Origin of the sequence: Rhodothermus bifroesti, assembly GCF_017908595.1 — a bacterium.
In the GTDB taxonomy this organism is placed as follows: Bacteria; Bacteroidota; Rhodothermia; order Rhodothermales; family Rhodothermaceae; genus Rhodothermus; species Rhodothermus bifroesti.
Genome location: NZ_JAGKTL010000002.1, coordinates 707,168 through 720,757, shown reverse-complemented (window position 1 = coordinate 720,757; position 13,590 = coordinate 707,168). Strand labels below are relative to the sequence as shown.

Here is a 13,590-nt window from a genome sequence, read left to right as displayed (position 1 = left end):
GGGCGAAGGACTCCCGGCCCCAGTACAGGTTTAGGTTATGCCTCGGGGTATTGTCAAATGGTTCAGCGCCGAGAAGGGTTATGGTTTCATCCAACAAGAGAATGGGGGGGAAGATGTCTTTGTACATCGAAGTGCGGTAGTCGGCCTGGGCTACGGAGAAGAATTGCGCAAAGGTGAGCGGCTTAGCTTTGAAATTCGTCGCACACCAAAGGGTTTGCAGGCAGTCGATGTGAAACGACTGGACGTCTAAAGCGCAAACGTCTAAACAAGAAGGCCCAGTTACTGCTGGGCCTTCTTGGCTAAGAAAGACCTGAGGGGTCGCTTATCTGCGCCGTACGCGCTAAAATAACAGCGAGACACAAGATTCCTCTCTTCAGGTGAGCTGCGTTTGCCCCACGCATTGTGGTGCTATTGCGTATGGGCACCGGCTTCGTTTAGTAGCGCCTGTGCCTGAGGTTGGCTTTGGGCTAGTTTTCAAAGCAAATAACTGTGGGTCATCTGGCCTCTGGTATTTTAGGCAGGTGTGGGCGCACAGCAGGGCCAAGATCTGCGCTTAAGAGAAACAAGCTGTAAGAGAGAACGGTTTAGGTCGTGTTTTGAAACCGCTTCCAAATGACGTGGCAAGTTATGCAAGAAGTCTATATCGTTGCTGCCGTACGCACGCCGATTGGAAAGTTTGGTGGCGCTTTAAAAAGTTACAGTCCTGCTGAGCTGGCTGCTCAGGTGATGAAAGCTGCTTTAGCCCGAGCGGGTGTAGCAGGTGAGGCTCTAGATGGCTACATCTTCGGTAATGTGCTGCGTGGTGGGCATGGCCAGCTCATTCCACGCCAAGCTGCGCTTAAAGCAGGCATTCCAGAAGCAGTAGATGGGCTGGCCGTTGATATGGTTTGCGCCTCGGGTATGATGAGTGTTTTAACTGCTGCCACGATGATCCGGGCTGGAGAAGCCGATTTACTACTGGCTGGTGGCGTGGAGTCGATGTCAGGTGCTGGATTTTACCTTTCGGCTCGGGCACGTTGGGGATACAAATTTCTGCTCGGGGCTCCAGAGCAACTTGTCGATTTGCTGCTTTATGATGGCCTGACAGATCCCCTGAGCGGTGAGGCCATGGGTGAGCAGGCCGAACGTCTAGCTGCCGAACATGGCGTTCCCCGGGAAGCCCTGGACGAAATCGCTTTGATGTCGCACCAGCGGGCGGCTGAGGCAACAGCTCGCTGTGCGTTTGCGGAAGAGATCGTCCCGCTTACGTACTGCGAAGGCCGTGAAACAAAAATGCTCGATCGGGACGAAGGCATCCGACCAGACACGACGCGCGAGGCGCTAGCGGCACTGCGCCCGGTCTTTAAACCCGATGGCGTACTTACGGCCGGCAACAGCAGTCAGCTTAGCGATGGTGCCGCGGCGCTTCTGCTGGCTAGCCGAGCGGCTGTTGAACGCTATGGGCTGAAGCCCATAGCCCGGCTGCTAGGGGGGTGCTGGGCTGCTGGAGAACCTTGGCGTTTTCCAGAAGCGCCGGTGCCTGCCGTACGTCGACTGCTGGGTCGCATTGGGCGCAATGTAGAGGACTTCGACCTGTTCGAAAACAACGAGGCCTTTGCGCTAAACAATATCTTGTTTCATCGACTGCTGGGCGTGCCCTATGAAAAACTCAACGTGCACGGTGGGGCTATTGCGCTGGGCCATCCGATCGGTTGTTCGGGAGCACGCATTCTCGTAACGCTTGTACACGCGCTGCGCCAACACGACAAAACGTTTGGTCTGGCCGCGATTTGCCATGGTATGGGCGGTAGCACCGCTATGGCCCTTGAGCGCCTAAGGTAGCTACGGCTGCGATGCCTGTGGGGGCGGCGGAAGTTGCGCTGCCCGCTCGGCATAACGCCGGGCTTCTTCGATGCGCCCCATGGCTTGGTAGACTTCGGACAACCTTTCTAAAGAGTAGCGCAAGCGGTGACTATGGGGCCCGTAAGCCTGCTCAAAAAATGCCAGCGCTTGCTGCAGTATTGCTTCGGCATGCGCGTAGCGTCCCCACTTGAAATAAAGGCGCCCCAGGTTATTTAATACACCAGCCCGCTCGGGCGATGTCTCTCCAAACCATTTCCCGTAGATCCTTAGCGCACGCTCGAGAAAGACCTCGGCTTCTGCGTATCTTCCTTGCTCGGTATAAATGATGCCCAAAAGGTTGAGTACCAAGCCGACACTTCGGTTTTCGGGCCCGTATTGGGCCTGTGCCAGCACCAACGCTTGCTCAGCTAGCGGTGCGGCTTGGTCAAATTGCCCGGCATCCTTGAGGCGCATGGCCTGGACAAACAGCGTTGACCAGTCCGAAGGCTGGGCCAGCACCGTCAGGACTGCAAAACACCCTACGACAAGAACGATCAATTGGCGAAGCATAAGATCGGCTGCATGGTGCATACATAGTTTAGGCGTGCAGATTGAATTAGTCAATATGTTGGACAAATCAGCCATGGAGCGGCTGTCGGATACGTTTTTTGCGCGTCCAACGCTCGAAGTAGCCCGCGACTTATTGGGGCGATGGTTGGTGCATGAGCATCCCTGTGGCGTGCGTCTGATAGGACGTATTGTAGAGACTGAGGCTTATCGCCAGGATGATCCTGCTTTTCATGGGTGGCGTTTGGTGGACCCGGAGACGGGTCAGGTGCGGCCCCAGGGGCGTGCCTATGATCTGTTTGCGCCGCCGGGGACAGCCTATGTATACCTAAACTACGGTATGTACTGGCTACTGAATGTGGTCACTGAACCTGAAGGTGTGGGTGGCGCTGTGCTTATTCGGGCTGTGGAGCCCCTGGAAGGGCTAACATTTATGCAGAAGCAGCGGCCGCGTGCGCGCCGTCCGCATGAGCTCACCGGGGGGCCGGGGCGCCTGACGATGGCTTTTGACATCGATGGCCGCTATCACCGCAGGCCATTGACCTGTCCACCTTTGTATTTTGCAGCTGGTGAGCCTGTGTCCGATGCCCTTGTAGCGACATCAGGTCGGATTGGCCTCTCCCGTGGTAACGACCTGCCCTGGCGTTTTTTTGTGCGAAATTCCCCCTATGTGTCACCCGCTTTTCGTGGTTAGGCTCATTGCCGCAATGAACGTAGTTTTGAACAGCGGGCACCTGGCCGGCAAATGCAGCGTTTCTTGCTGTCCTAAAAGGAAAGTTGACCTATAGGAGCGTTAACTTGCCCATGAGCACCTATAAATCCTCCGAGCAGATTCGCCAGTCGTTTTTGGACTTTTTCCGCGAAAAGGGCCATGAAATTGTCCCTAGCGCGCCGTTAGTGCCGCAGAACGATCCCACGCTGCTATTTACAAACGCGGGGATGAACCAGTTCAAGGATGTGTTTCTAGGCACGGGTAGCCGGCCCTATAAGCGCGCTGCCGATACGCAGAAATGCCTGCGGGTTTCGGGAAAGCACAACGATCTTGAAGAGGTGGGGCACGACACCTACCACCACACCTTCTTCGAGATGCTGGGTAACTGGAGCTTTGGCGACTACTTCAAGCGGGAAGCTATCCGCTGGGCTTGGGAATTGCTTGTTGAACGCTGGGGCTTAGATCCTGACCGGCTCTATGCTACGGTTCATGAAGGGGATGAGGCTTTGGGTTTAGAGCCCGATATTGAGGCAGCTGAGCTTTGGAAGACAGAGACTTCGATCGATCCCACACACATCAAATTTTGCCCAACCAAGGACAACTTCTGGATGATGGGCGATACCGGGCCCTGCGGTCCGTGCAGTGAGATTCACATCGACCTTAGGCCTGAAGAAGAGCGGCGTCGTCTACCGGGTATTGCATTGGTTAACGCGGGGGATCCGCGGGTGATGGAAATCTGGAACCTGGTATTCATCCAGTACAATGCCCTGCCTGATGGTCGCCTAGAGCCACTTAAGGCCAAGCATGTCGATACCGGCATGGGGCTGGAGCGCATTGTGGCGGTGCTTCAGGGCAAGACGTCGAACTACGACACTGACCTGTTTGCCCCACTGCTAGAGCGGGCTGCACAGCTTTCACCGCGGGAAGACGTGCGCGGCTACGACGATCTTCGCATAGCAGACGATCGGGAGCGTGAGCGGGTGCGCGTAGCATTGCGCGTGGTGGCGGATCATATCCGCGCCATTGCGTTTGCGATTGCCGATGGGGTAGTCCCTGGCCCGGCTGGCCGTGGCTACGTTATTCGGCGACTTTTGCGTCGTGCCGTTCGCTACGGCTATCAGATACTGGCGTTTCGGGAGCCTTTTCTATACCAGCTTGTCGAACCCCTGGCACACAAGATGGGGCGCGTTTTCCCAGAAGTTGAACGCCACCGTACGTACATAGAGCGCGTCATTCGGGCTGAGGAGGAGAGCTTCTTGGCCACACTAGGCACTGGACTGGCATTTTTTGAGCGGTTAATCCCTTATCTTAAAGCAACGGCTGAGGGTCAGCCGCTTGAGGTCGTCCGGACTGAGCTGCTGCGCGATGGTCCGGCGCTTGACCTGCTGGAGAAGGCCTATGGAACAACCGATCGCCAGGCTGCTGTCGCGGCCTTTCTAAAGAGCGCTGCTGAAAAGAATGTGCCTGGTGAACTGGCTTTTCTTTTGCATGACACTTACGGCTTCCCGGTCGATTTGACGCAACTGATGGCCCGTGAAGAGGGGCTAGGTGTGGATATGGCACAGTATGAAGCGCTCATGCATCGCCAACGCGAACGGGCACGCGCAGCTTCTACCTTTGGGATTGCAGGGCTCCCGGCCGATGAAGAAGCCGCCGGATGGCAACGCATCAGTGATGGGGAAGACTCGGTTTTTGTAGGATACGACACAACCCGCGTAGACAAAGCACGCATCCGAGCTGTACGTACCCTTAAGACGCCTGAAGGACTTCGATACGAACTGGTACTGGACCAAACGCCTTTCTACGCAGAAAGTGGCGGGCAGGTAGGCGACACCGGCTTGCTGCGTGTGGGTGAGGAAACCCTGCATGTGCTGGATACGCAGAAACAAACAGGCCACATCGTGCACGTGGTAGACCGGCTCCCAGCTGCTTTGGATGCCCCGGTTGAAGCAGTGGTCGATGTCGCTCGGCGCGAGCGCATTCAGAAGCACCATACGGCTACGCATTTGCTGCATGCCGCATTACGTGAAATTTTAGGAACCCACGTGCAGCAAAAAGGCTCGCTGGTGGCTCCCGACCGCTTGCGGTTTGACTTCAGCCACTTTGAGCGCGTAACCCCCGAGTTGCTACGCCGGATTGAAGCCCGCGTAAACGAAGTAATTCAGCGCAACGTGCCCCGCATCGAAGAGCGCGACGTCCCGTATGCCGAAGCTATCGCGCGGGGGGCTATGGCGCTCTTTGGCGAAAAGTACGGTGACCGGGTGCGCGTAATTACGTTTGACCCCAACTTTTCCGTAGAACTCTGCGGCGGTACGCATGTGGCAGCCACTGGGGAGTTGGGTGTGTTGCGTATCGTCTCCGAAGGCTCAGTTGCTTCCGGCATTCGACGCATAGAGGCTTTAGCTGGCCAGGATGCTTTAGCTTGGATTAACCGGCAGCTTGAAGAACTGGAGCGGTCACGCGAGCAGTTTAAAAGCTTGCAGCGCCCCTTGGCCGATGAAATTGCAGCACTGCTGGAAGAGCAGCGGCGTTTAGAAAAAGCGTTAGCGGCGCTGCGGCGCGAGCAGCAGCAGATGCGATTGGCTGCATTGGTTGAAGCAGCCCACCGTGTGGATGGTGTGCGGGTGGTCACCGGTCAGCTCCCGCCGACTTCTATGGACGAGCTGCGCGAGCTAGCGCAGGCGCTTAGAGATCAGCTTGGCCGTGAAGGTGTGGCCGTGCTGGGAACAGTTGATCCAGAAGGCCACAAAGTCTATCTGGCTGCAGCCGTAACCGACGATGTGGTGGGGCGCGGTCTAGAGGCTGGACGCTTGGTGGGCGAAGTGGCGCGCATTGTGGGTGGAGGAGGGGGTGGGCGGCCGACGCTGGCTACAGCCGGTGGGCGAATGCCTGACAAACTGCCCGAGGCTCTCCAGGCCGTCCCTAGGCTGGTGCAGCAAATGGTGAGCTGAGCTTTGCTTCACGCTTTGGTGCATGTCAAACGTTTGGCCCGATCCGAAGCCCACTGTCGGTTATCTGCCCTGCTGCGTTGAAGGGCCAGATGCTTGGTTGCCCAAGGCCGCTTATGCCCTTCGCATGCTGCTGTTGCCTCTGGGATTGGCCCCACGCTGGGTCGATCGGGATACGCTTCGCGCGCTTGGCCAGGGTTTGTACTATGGGCCGGAGGGCAACAGCTGGCCTAAAGGTGTAATCAGCGTTGCGTTGCATGAAACTACCTTGGCCTATTTTGCCGGCTACCAGCCCTACGATGCCCGCAGGGTACGCTGGCAGCACGCTGGGGCAGGGCGCTGGCCTGTGTTGTTCGGAAGTCCCGATGGCGCGGCAGATCCAATAGCCTCTGCGTTTTTCTGGCTTTCAGGATGGCAGGAGTATGTCCTGCGGCCGCGCGACGTGCATGGTCGCGTGCGCTATGCCGACTCGCTGCAAGCCATGCTGGGTTTGGCTACGCAACCGCCTGTCGAGGCGACGCGCATGGCATTGGCAATCCAGCTCGCTCAACACGGTCTACCGCTGCGCGTGCGCCGCTGGCGTGGACATCGCTGGGCATTTTGCCCAACGTTCGATATCGACTACGTGCGTAAATGGCGACCCGGCATGCTATACCGCGAGTTTTGGGGGTATTTGCTGCGCGGTCAATTGCAACAACCTATTTCTAGGCGACTCCGGCGCGCCTTCAAGGTGCTCCAGTCATGGCTGGGCGGGCAAGATCCTTTCCGCAAAGCCCTGATTGGCATGATGGAACAAGTGCAGCCCCTAGGTAGCGCTACATTTTTTTTGAAAGCCGGTGCGACCAGCGCTTATGATGTCCCTTATGAGATAGATCGACACCTGCAAAATTGGCTGCATCGGCTTGAAGCAGCGGGTATGGAAGTGGGCTTACATCCTAGCTATCATGCTGCAACGCATGCTAAGCACCTGTTTCGAGAACAAGAGCGACTTGCGCAGAGGCTGCAGCAACCGCTCGTTTCGGTGCGTACGCATTACTTGCGCTGGATTACCCCCACCACTCCTCGGCTGCTTGCTGCTGCTGGGTTTCGGATTGATAGTTCTTTGGGTTGGGCTGAGCATGAAGGATTTCGGCACGGTACCTGCTTGCCTTTTCAACTTTTTGACATCGAGGCCAATGCCCCACTGCCGCTTTGGGAGTTTCCCTTAGCTATGATGGAGTCAACGCTGTTTGTTCGACGTGGGCTGAGCCTACCTGAAGCGATTCAGGTTACGGATGCGCTGCTGACTAACTGCCGCCGTTATGGCGGCCTGTGCGTGGCACTCTGGCACAATACGCTATGGGATGAAATGGATTTTCCGGGTTGGAAAACCCATTTTACGCAAACGCTAAAGCAGGTTGCTGCACAAGATGCATGTATCGTAAATCTGCGATCTGCGCTTGAGGGCTGGTATTAGCCTTGGGGTTTAGCCCTCGTGACTACGCGCACCTTGGGCCAAAACGTCTTCGCGGGTGGGTACGCGTCGATAGATGTACCAAAGACCTACAGCTCCCAAGGCTAGTACCAGGAGCTTAGCTTCCAGGATCGGCAGGCGCCAAGTGCTGAACATCAGCGAAAGTACAATGATTAGGGTAGCCCAGCGCTTGGTGCGGCGCGGGATGCCCAAGCCGGCACGGTAGGCACGAATGGATGGCCCAACGCGAGGTAGATCCAGCAGCCACTGTTCTAGACGTGGGCTGCTACGGGCAAAAGCATAAGCAGCCAGCAAGAAAAAGGGTGTGGCTGGCACAATGGGCAGGATAATCCCAAGAAAGCCCAAACCAGTGCACACCAGACCACTTCCTAGCCAAACAACCCGCATAGGCGCTACCGTGTCTTTGTTTGGTAAAGCACAACGCTGCACCACAGCGACCGTTCTCACCTGTTTTTGAAATGCGCTCAAGAAGTACTGGCCGAGTCGGCCGGCAATGTAATATCGGGTGGTAAAGCTAGAAAGCTACGGATATTAATTGCTTCAAAAGGTTGGCCATTCAAGTATAGCGGGCATCCTGTGCGTTCTGCCCAGTCGATCAAGATTCGACCTAAAACGGGAAAAGCGGCATGATAGTTTGGGATAATCAACTGGCGGCCATTTTCGGTATGCAGGCGTAAATCCTGATCCGTGAGTTCCAAACGTTCTATGGCATGCCACCCGATCGTGTGGGCGTGACGGCTGTAGTCGTAGCCGGTGATTGCTGTGTCAGAAAACGTGATGCGCCAAAAGAGTTGTTGTAGCCGGTGGAGGCGCAAGGCTGCCCACGCGGCCAGTATGCCCCAACTGATGCAGAGCAGACCGGCAATTAGCAAATCGGCTGGGGTGTGTTGACGCGTAAGCCCCAGCAGTACCAATCCGCTTACCAGACCTATTAGCGTAAGGGCAACCGTCCATGCAACCTGGTAGCGGATGTGGTGCAGCGTGCCCAGATCGTCGAACGTCTCGTAGCGTTCCGGCATGAGTGCGCCGCTTCAGTGTTCACGAAATGTTTACGTTGCGAAAGCGATTCGGTTCTGTTGCTATGCAGTAGCCGCATTAGGCCGTAGGGCAACAAGGGTGAGAATGTCGTAACTTGCCACCACTTCTTGGTGCTGATTGAGGACGTCCACATGCCAGACAACAATGCCGCTGGGGGGATCGCCTTCGCGTGGGATTTTCTTTTTCACGGTGAGCTTAGCTTGGATGGTATCGCCTGGTCTGACGGGTTTGGTAAAGCGCAGGTTTTCAAGGCCATAGTTGGCTAGCACTGGCCCTGGGCGGGGATCGACAAATAGGCCAGCTGCTGCTGACAGCACAAAGTAGCCGTGCGCCACGCGCCCTTGAAAGATCGGGCTTTCACAAGCGGCCAGCTCGTCCATATGGGCATAGAAAAAGTCGCCACTGATGCCGGCAAAGTTGACCACGTCGGCTTCGGTAACGGTGCGCCGGGCAGTGGTTAGCGTTTCGCCAATGGTGAGGTCCTCAAAATATTTTCGGAAGGGATGCACTTCGGAAGTTGGCTGTGCAGCTCCAGGCATCCATTCTTTGCAGATTGCGGTGAGCATGGTGGGGGCGCCTTGCAGGGCAGTGCGTTGCATGTAGCGTAATAGACCGCGGAGGCCTCCTAGCTCTTCGCCACCGCCGGCACGTCCGGGGCCGCCGTGCACCAGGTGGGGCAGGGGAGCACCGTGCCCCGTGTTTTCTCGAGCGCATTCACGGTTGAGTACCAGCAGGCGCCCATGGTAGGCAGCGGTGCCCAGCACAACGGTGCGCGCGATCTCAGGATCGGTGGTAATGAGGGATCCTACTAAGCTGCCCCGGCCCATTTTGGCCAGGCGAATGGCTTCGTCTAGGTCCTGGTAAGGCATGACCGTGTTTACTGGCCCAAAGGCCTCCACCGTGTGGGGAGCCGCATGTTCGAAAGGACGGGCGCAGTAGAGCAGCGTTGGGGGAAAGAAAGCCCCGCGATTGGGATCAGCTCCAACAACCTGAAATCCGTCTTGCCCGCCACCGCAAAGCAGTTCTCCTGCTTCGGCTAGCACTTCTAGGCGCGAGCGGACTTCGGCTACCTGGTCGCGGCTTACCAGCGGACCCATCTGGACGCGCTCATGAGCAGGGTTGCCCACGATCACTTGTCGTAGGCGCTCCGATAGCGCTTCCAGCACTGCATCTATTTTTTCCGCCGGCACCAGTGTACGTCGGATTGCGGTGCAGCGCTGACCAGCTTTAATTGTCATTTCTCGGATGACTTCCTGGATGAAAAGCTCAAACTCCGGCAGGTCTGGCGTGACGTCTGGGCCAAGCATAGAGAAATTGAGCGAGTCGGCTTCCAGGTTAAAACGGACAGCCTCTCGCAGCACGGTGGGGTGGCTTTTGAGACGCAGACCTGTTTCGGCCGACCCAGTAAACGTAACCACATCCTGGCCCGTCAGGTGATCAAATAAATCCCCCACACTGCCGCAGATGAGCTGCAAGGCCCCTTCAGGCAACAGTCCAGAGTCTAGCATGGCACGCACAATACGCTCGGCCACGTAGGCCGTGACCGAAGCGGGCTTGACAATCGCGGGCATGCCCGCCAAAAGCGTAGGGGCAAGCTTTTCAAGCATACCCCAACATGGAAAGTTAAACGCGTTGATGTGCACAGCGACGCCTTCAAGGGGTACCAGCAGGTGGTGGCCTAGGAAAGTGCCACCTCGCGAGATGGTTTCGGGCTCGCCCTCTAGCAGAAAGTGCTCGTTAGGCAGCTCACGGCGACCTTTGCTGGCATAAACGAAAAAGGTACCGATCCCCCCGTCAATGTCGAGCCAGGCATCCTGCCGGGTAGCTCCCGTGGCTTGAGCAATTTCATAAAATGCGGCTTTGCGTTCTGAGAGGTAAAGCGCCAGGGCTTTAAGCATACGGGCCCGTTCGTGAAACGTCATGCTGCGTAGGTTAGGGCCCCCAACCGTTCGGGCATAGTCTAACATGCCTTTGAAATCTAGCCCTTCGCTGGAGATTTCCGCGATGGGTTCACCCGTAACCGCGTGGTAAACAGGGCGGCCTGTGGTTTGCGGCGTATGCCAGTGTCCTTGGGCAAAACTTTGAATTTTACCGAGGTAGAGGGTCGTATCCATGGAGTGTAGCAGGTAGCTTAGAGGTTAGATGCGTTCCATTACGATGGCCATGCCTTGGCCGACGCCTACGCAAAGCGTGCAGAGTCCATAGCGGGCTTGGCGCTGCTCCAGTTCGATCGTTGCGGTTAAGATCAGGCGAGCCCCAGTCATGCCTAGAGGGTGGCCTAAGGCAATAGCGCCGCCATTCGGATTCAGACGGGGGTCTTCGGCAGCCAGCCCCCACTCCTGCAAGCAAGCCAGGACCTGAGCAGCAAAAGCTTCGTTGAGCTCAATAAGGTCTAGGTCGTCAAAGTTTAGGCCGGCGCGTGCAAGTGCGCGGCGGCTGGCTTCTACAGGTCCAATCCCCATGAACCTGGGTTCAACGCCAACGACAGCGCTGCTTACAAGCCGGGCTTTGGGGGTTAGGTTGAAGCGTCGAAGGGCGTTTTCAGAAGCCAGGAGCAGGGCGCACGCCCCGTCGTTAAGCCCCGAGGCATTACCGGCAGTGACGGTACCGTTGGGCCGAAATGCAGGTGGTAGCTGGGCCAGGACCTTCGGCGTAGTATCTGCCCGGATGTGCTCGTCGTCTACGACGCGCCGAGGGGGTGCTTTAGGCTGGGGAGCTTCAACCGGCACGATCTCTAAGGCCAGGCGGCCGCGCTTTTGGGCAGCTGCTGCTTTCTGATGAGAGCAGTAGGCAAACCAGTCTTGGGCCTCACGAGAGATGCCGTACCGTTCAACCAGGTTTTCAGCCGTTTCTCCCATGGATTCGGCGCCGTAGCGTGCCTCGATTTCGGGGTGTACGAAGCGCCAGCCCAAGGTGGTGTCGTAGAGCGCTACGTCGCGTCCAAAGGGCTGGCTAGCTTTGGAAAGTACAAACGGGGCGCGCGTCATGTGCTCGATGCCGCCCGCCAGGTAGAGGTCCCCTTCACCTAAGCAAATAGCTCGCGCGGCTTCCACAACAGCACTCATGCCTGAGGCGCACAGTCGGTTGATGGTTACCCCAGGTACGCTGGGGGGTAAGCCCGCCAGCAACAGGGCCATTCGGGCTATGTTGCGGTTATCTTCACCAGCTTGGTTGGCGCAGCCCAAGTACACGTCGTTGATGGCAGCAGGATCGATTTGTGGATGTCGGTGGAGCAAAGCTCGTAGCACGTGGGCGGCCAGATCGTCGGCCCGTACGGTTGCCAATGCGCCCCCTAGGCGTCCAATAGGCGTGCGTACGCCGTCGACAATGTAAGCTTGGGACATTGCTGGATGTAAAAGCGCTTCCGGAAAGAACAAACGGTTTATTGGTGCGGCTGTTTCGTGCGGTACACGGTGCCGCGGACAAAGGCGACGCGGCTGCCGTCGGCTCGGGTGATGACCACGTCGTAGAGGGCCATGCGGTGGCCGCTGGAGACCTCCTCGGCTACGGCGGTCAGTACTTCGCCTACATGGACTGCTTGGGCATAAAAGACCGTGCTTTCCAACGTCAGGGTTACCAGTCCGCAGGAGTTCGAGGCAAAAGCTAGGGCACTGTCGGCCAGGGCATAGGCAATGCCCCCATGCGCTACGGAAAAGCCGTTTAGCATTTCCTCGCGTACGGTCATGCGTACAACGCTGCGACCTGGAGCAACCGACACCACTTCAATCCCCAACCATTGACTAAACGCGTCATGGGCCATCATTTGGGACACGATGCGTTCGGCTTGTTGCTGGGCTGCTAAATCGCCTGCAGGACGGTTCATGTGCGAGTAAGGGATGGTTATTAAGGCGTTTCTTCAAAAAAACGGCGGCCTTGTTGCAGCATTTGTTGCCATAGGGGACTAGGCCGGTAGCGCTCTTCTCGATAGGTTGCGTAGAGCGTCTCCATCCAGTGCAGCACCGTTGCTAGTCCCAGCTCTTCGGCCCAGTGCAGCAGACCTTTGGGGTAGTTTACGCCTAAAATCATGGCCCGGTCAATGTCGGTTGGCGAAGCTATGCGCCAGAAAACCGCATCGACGGCCTCGTTGATCAGCATGGCCAGCACACGCTCAAAAATTTGTTGCCCTAGTTTTGCATCGGTAGTAGGCGGTGGGTTTTGGGCGCCTTCTCGGTAGTCGTAAAATCCCCTCCCGGTTTTTCGGCCTAGTCTTCCGGCCTCAACGAGGCGTTGCTGCATAAAGGAAGGCCGGTAGCGCGGCTCATAAAAGAAGGCTTTCCAAAGCGTTTCGGTTACCTTGTAGTTGATGTCGTTGCCGATGAGGTCCATGAGGGCAAATGGCCCCATGCGAAAACCACCAAAGGTGCAGAGGGCCCAATCTATTGTGGGTACGTCGGCTACGCCTTCTTCAAGTAGGCGTAGAGCTTCGCCGTAAAAGGGTCGAGCAATGCGGTTGACGATAAAGCCTGGCGTGTCGCGCGCAATAACCGGGACCTTTCCCCAGCTTTCCATGAGGGTATAGGCGCGCTCGATCACTTCAGAGGTTGTAGCAAGGCCCGGCACGACCTCGACAAGGGGCATGAGGGGAGCGGGGTTAAAAAAATGCAAGCCAAGCACACGTTCTGGATGACGGCAAGCCGCAGCAATGGCCGTAACCGAAAGCGACGAAGTATTGGTTGCCAAGAGAGCCTCAGCTGCTGTCCATCGCTCTAATTGTGCAAAAAGCGTCTGCTTGGCTGCCAAGTCTTCGGCGATCGCTTCAATCAGCAGGCTGCACGAACGGAACGGCTCCAAACTGTCGCTCAAAAACGTAATGCGGCGTAGCGTTTCAGCTGCTTGGGCAGGGGCAAGTTGGCCTTTTTCGACCAGGCGATGCAGGATGCGTTCGAGATGTTGCTGGGCCTCTTCCAGTGCCTGTGGGCGGATGTCGTAGAGCAAGACCGGGTGCCCTGAGCTTGCCGCTACCTGGGCAATTCCGCGCCCCATGGTGCCAGCACCGATAACGCCTATTGTTGGCAAAGAGGAGGACATCT

Annotated in this window: 12 protein-coding genes; 5 read left to right on the top strand and 7 right to left on the bottom strand. The window is 57.1% G+C overall.

What is annotated here, in order from left to right; all coding sequences use genetic code 11:
• Nucleotides 1–37 precede the first annotated feature (37 nt).
• Together J8E65_RS06830 and J8E65_RS06825 are read left to right on the top strand one after the other, a co-directional pair.
• Nucleotides 38–250 carry a cold-shock protein gene (locus J8E65_RS06830; RefSeq protein WP_210374886.1) on the top strand — a complete coding sequence of 71 codons (213 nt, stop codon included), beginning with the start codon at nt 38–40 and terminating at the stop codon, nt 248–250.
• A gap of 377 nt (nt 251–627) precedes the next feature.
• Entirely contained in the window at nt 628–1,821 is a 1,194-nt protein-coding gene (locus J8E65_RS06825) for a thiolase family protein (RefSeq protein ID WP_210374963.1), read from the top strand.
• Here the strand turns inward: J8E65_RS06825 and J8E65_RS06820 are convergent, their stop codons facing one another.
• Nucleotides 1,822–2,412, bottom strand: coding sequence for a tetratricopeptide repeat protein (locus J8E65_RS06820; protein WP_210374885.1), 591 nt, complete (start codon nt 2,410–2,412; stop codon nt 1,822–1,824). It lies immediately after the preceding gene.
• 52 nt (nt 2,413–2,464) lie between these two features.
• Between J8E65_RS06820 and J8E65_RS06815 the strand changes: the two genes are divergently transcribed.
• The 3 genes from J8E65_RS06815 to J8E65_RS06805 all read left to right on the top strand — a co-directional run bounded on the left by J8E65_RS06815 (nt 2,465) and on the right by J8E65_RS06805 (nt 7,504).
• Nucleotides 2,465–3,082 (top strand): DNA-3-methyladenine glycosylase, encoded by a 618-nt coding sequence (locus tag J8E65_RS06815; protein WP_210374884.1) that lies wholly within the window; start codon nt 2,465–2,467, stop codon nt 3,080–3,082.
• 110 nt (nt 3,083–3,192) lie between these two features.
• Nucleotides 3,193–6,051: an alanine--tRNA ligase gene (gene alaS, locus J8E65_RS06810; RefSeq protein WP_210374883.1), complete on the top strand. Its 2,859-nt coding sequence runs from the start codon at nt 3,193–3,195 to the stop codon at nt 6,049–6,051.
• A 22-nt stretch (nt 6,052–6,073) separates the two neighbouring features.
• Nucleotides 6,074–7,504 carry a polysaccharide deacetylase family protein gene (locus J8E65_RS06805; protein WP_210374882.1) on the top strand — a complete coding sequence of 477 codons (1,431 nt, stop codon included), beginning with the start codon at nt 6,074–6,076 and terminating at the stop codon, nt 7,502–7,504.
• Between the two features lie 9 nt (nt 7,505–7,513).
• On the opposite strand, the gene J8E65_RS06800 is transcribed toward J8E65_RS06805, so the two are convergent.
• The 6 genes from J8E65_RS06800 to J8E65_RS06775 all read right to left on the bottom strand — a co-directional run bounded on the left by J8E65_RS06800 (nt 7,514) and on the right by J8E65_RS06775 (nt 13,588).
• Nucleotides 7,514–7,909, bottom strand: coding sequence for a YbaN family protein (locus J8E65_RS06800; RefSeq protein ID WP_210374881.1), 396 nt, complete (start codon nt 7,907–7,909; stop codon nt 7,514–7,516).
• Between the two features lie 77 nt (nt 7,910–7,986).
• Complete coding sequence (locus J8E65_RS06795; protein WP_210374880.1) at nt 7,987–8,541, bottom strand: hypothetical protein; 555 nt, start codon at nt 8,539–8,541, stop codon at nt 7,987–7,989.
• A 60-nt stretch (nt 8,542–8,601) separates the two neighbouring features.
• Nucleotides 8,602–10,674 carry a phenylacetic acid degradation bifunctional protein PaaZ gene (gene paaZ, locus J8E65_RS06790; RefSeq protein ID WP_210374879.1) on the bottom strand — a complete coding sequence of 691 codons (2,073 nt, stop codon included), beginning with the start codon at nt 10,672–10,674 and terminating at the stop codon, nt 8,602–8,604.
• A gap of 24 nt (nt 10,675–10,698) precedes the next feature.
• A complete protein-coding gene (pcaF, locus tag J8E65_RS06785) occupies nt 10,699–11,904 on the bottom strand; it encodes a 3-oxoadipyl-CoA thiolase (RefSeq protein ID WP_210374878.1) in 1,206 nt (401 codons plus the stop codon).
• Between the two features lie 38 nt (nt 11,905–11,942).
• Nucleotides 11,943–12,383, bottom strand: coding sequence for a PaaI family thioesterase (locus tag J8E65_RS06780; protein WP_210374877.1), 441 nt, complete (start codon nt 12,381–12,383; stop codon nt 11,943–11,945).
• Between the two features lie 20 nt (nt 12,384–12,403).
• Entirely contained in the window at nt 12,404–13,588 is a 1,185-nt protein-coding gene (locus J8E65_RS06775) for a 3-hydroxyacyl-CoA dehydrogenase NAD-binding domain-containing protein (protein ID WP_210374876.1), read from the bottom strand.
• Nucleotides 13,589–13,590: the final 2 nt, after the last annotated feature.

Bases quoted from the DNA above. Each gene is read 5' to 3' on its own strand.
- pcaF (WP_210374878.1), bottom strand. From the start codon at position 11,904: ATGTCCCAAGCTTACATTGTCGACGGCGTACGCACGCCTATTGGACGC.
- J8E65_RS06805 (WP_210374882.1), top strand. From the start codon at position 6,074: ATGTCAAACGTTTGGCCCGATCCGAAGCCCACTGTCGGTTATCTGCCC.
- J8E65_RS06830 (WP_210374886.1), top strand. From the start codon at position 38: ATGCCTCGGGGTATTGTCAAATGGTTCAGCGCCGAGAAGGGTTATGGT.
- alaS (WP_210374883.1), top strand. From the start codon at position 3,193: ATGAGCACCTATAAATCCTCCGAGCAGATTCGCCAGTCGTTTTTGGAC.
- paaZ (WP_210374879.1), bottom strand. From the start codon at position 10,674: ATGGATACGACCCTCTACCTCGGTAAAATTCAAAGTTTTGCCCAAGGA.
- J8E65_RS06775 (WP_210374876.1), bottom strand. From the start codon at position 13,588: ATGTCCTCCTCTTTGCCAACAATAGGCGTTATCGGTGCTGGCACCATG.
- J8E65_RS06780 (WP_210374877.1), bottom strand. From the start codon at position 12,383: ATGAACCGTCCTGCAGGCGATTTAGCAGCCCAGCAACAAGCCGAACGC.
- J8E65_RS06815 (WP_210374884.1), top strand. From the start codon at position 2,465: ATGGAGCGGCTGTCGGATACGTTTTTTGCGCGTCCAACGCTCGAAGTA.
- J8E65_RS06820 (WP_210374885.1), bottom strand. From the start codon at position 2,412: ATGCACCATGCAGCCGATCTTATGCTTCGCCAATTGATCGTTCTTGTC.
- J8E65_RS06825 (WP_210374963.1), top strand. From the start codon at position 628: ATGCAAGAAGTCTATATCGTTGCTGCCGTACGCACGCCGATTGGAAAG.
- J8E65_RS06795 (WP_210374880.1), bottom strand. From the start codon at position 8,541: ATGCCGGAACGCTACGAGACGTTCGACGATCTGGGCACGCTGCACCAC.
- J8E65_RS06800 (WP_210374881.1), bottom strand. From the start codon at position 7,909: ATGCGGGTTGTTTGGCTAGGAAGTGGTCTGGTGTGCACTGGTTTGGGC.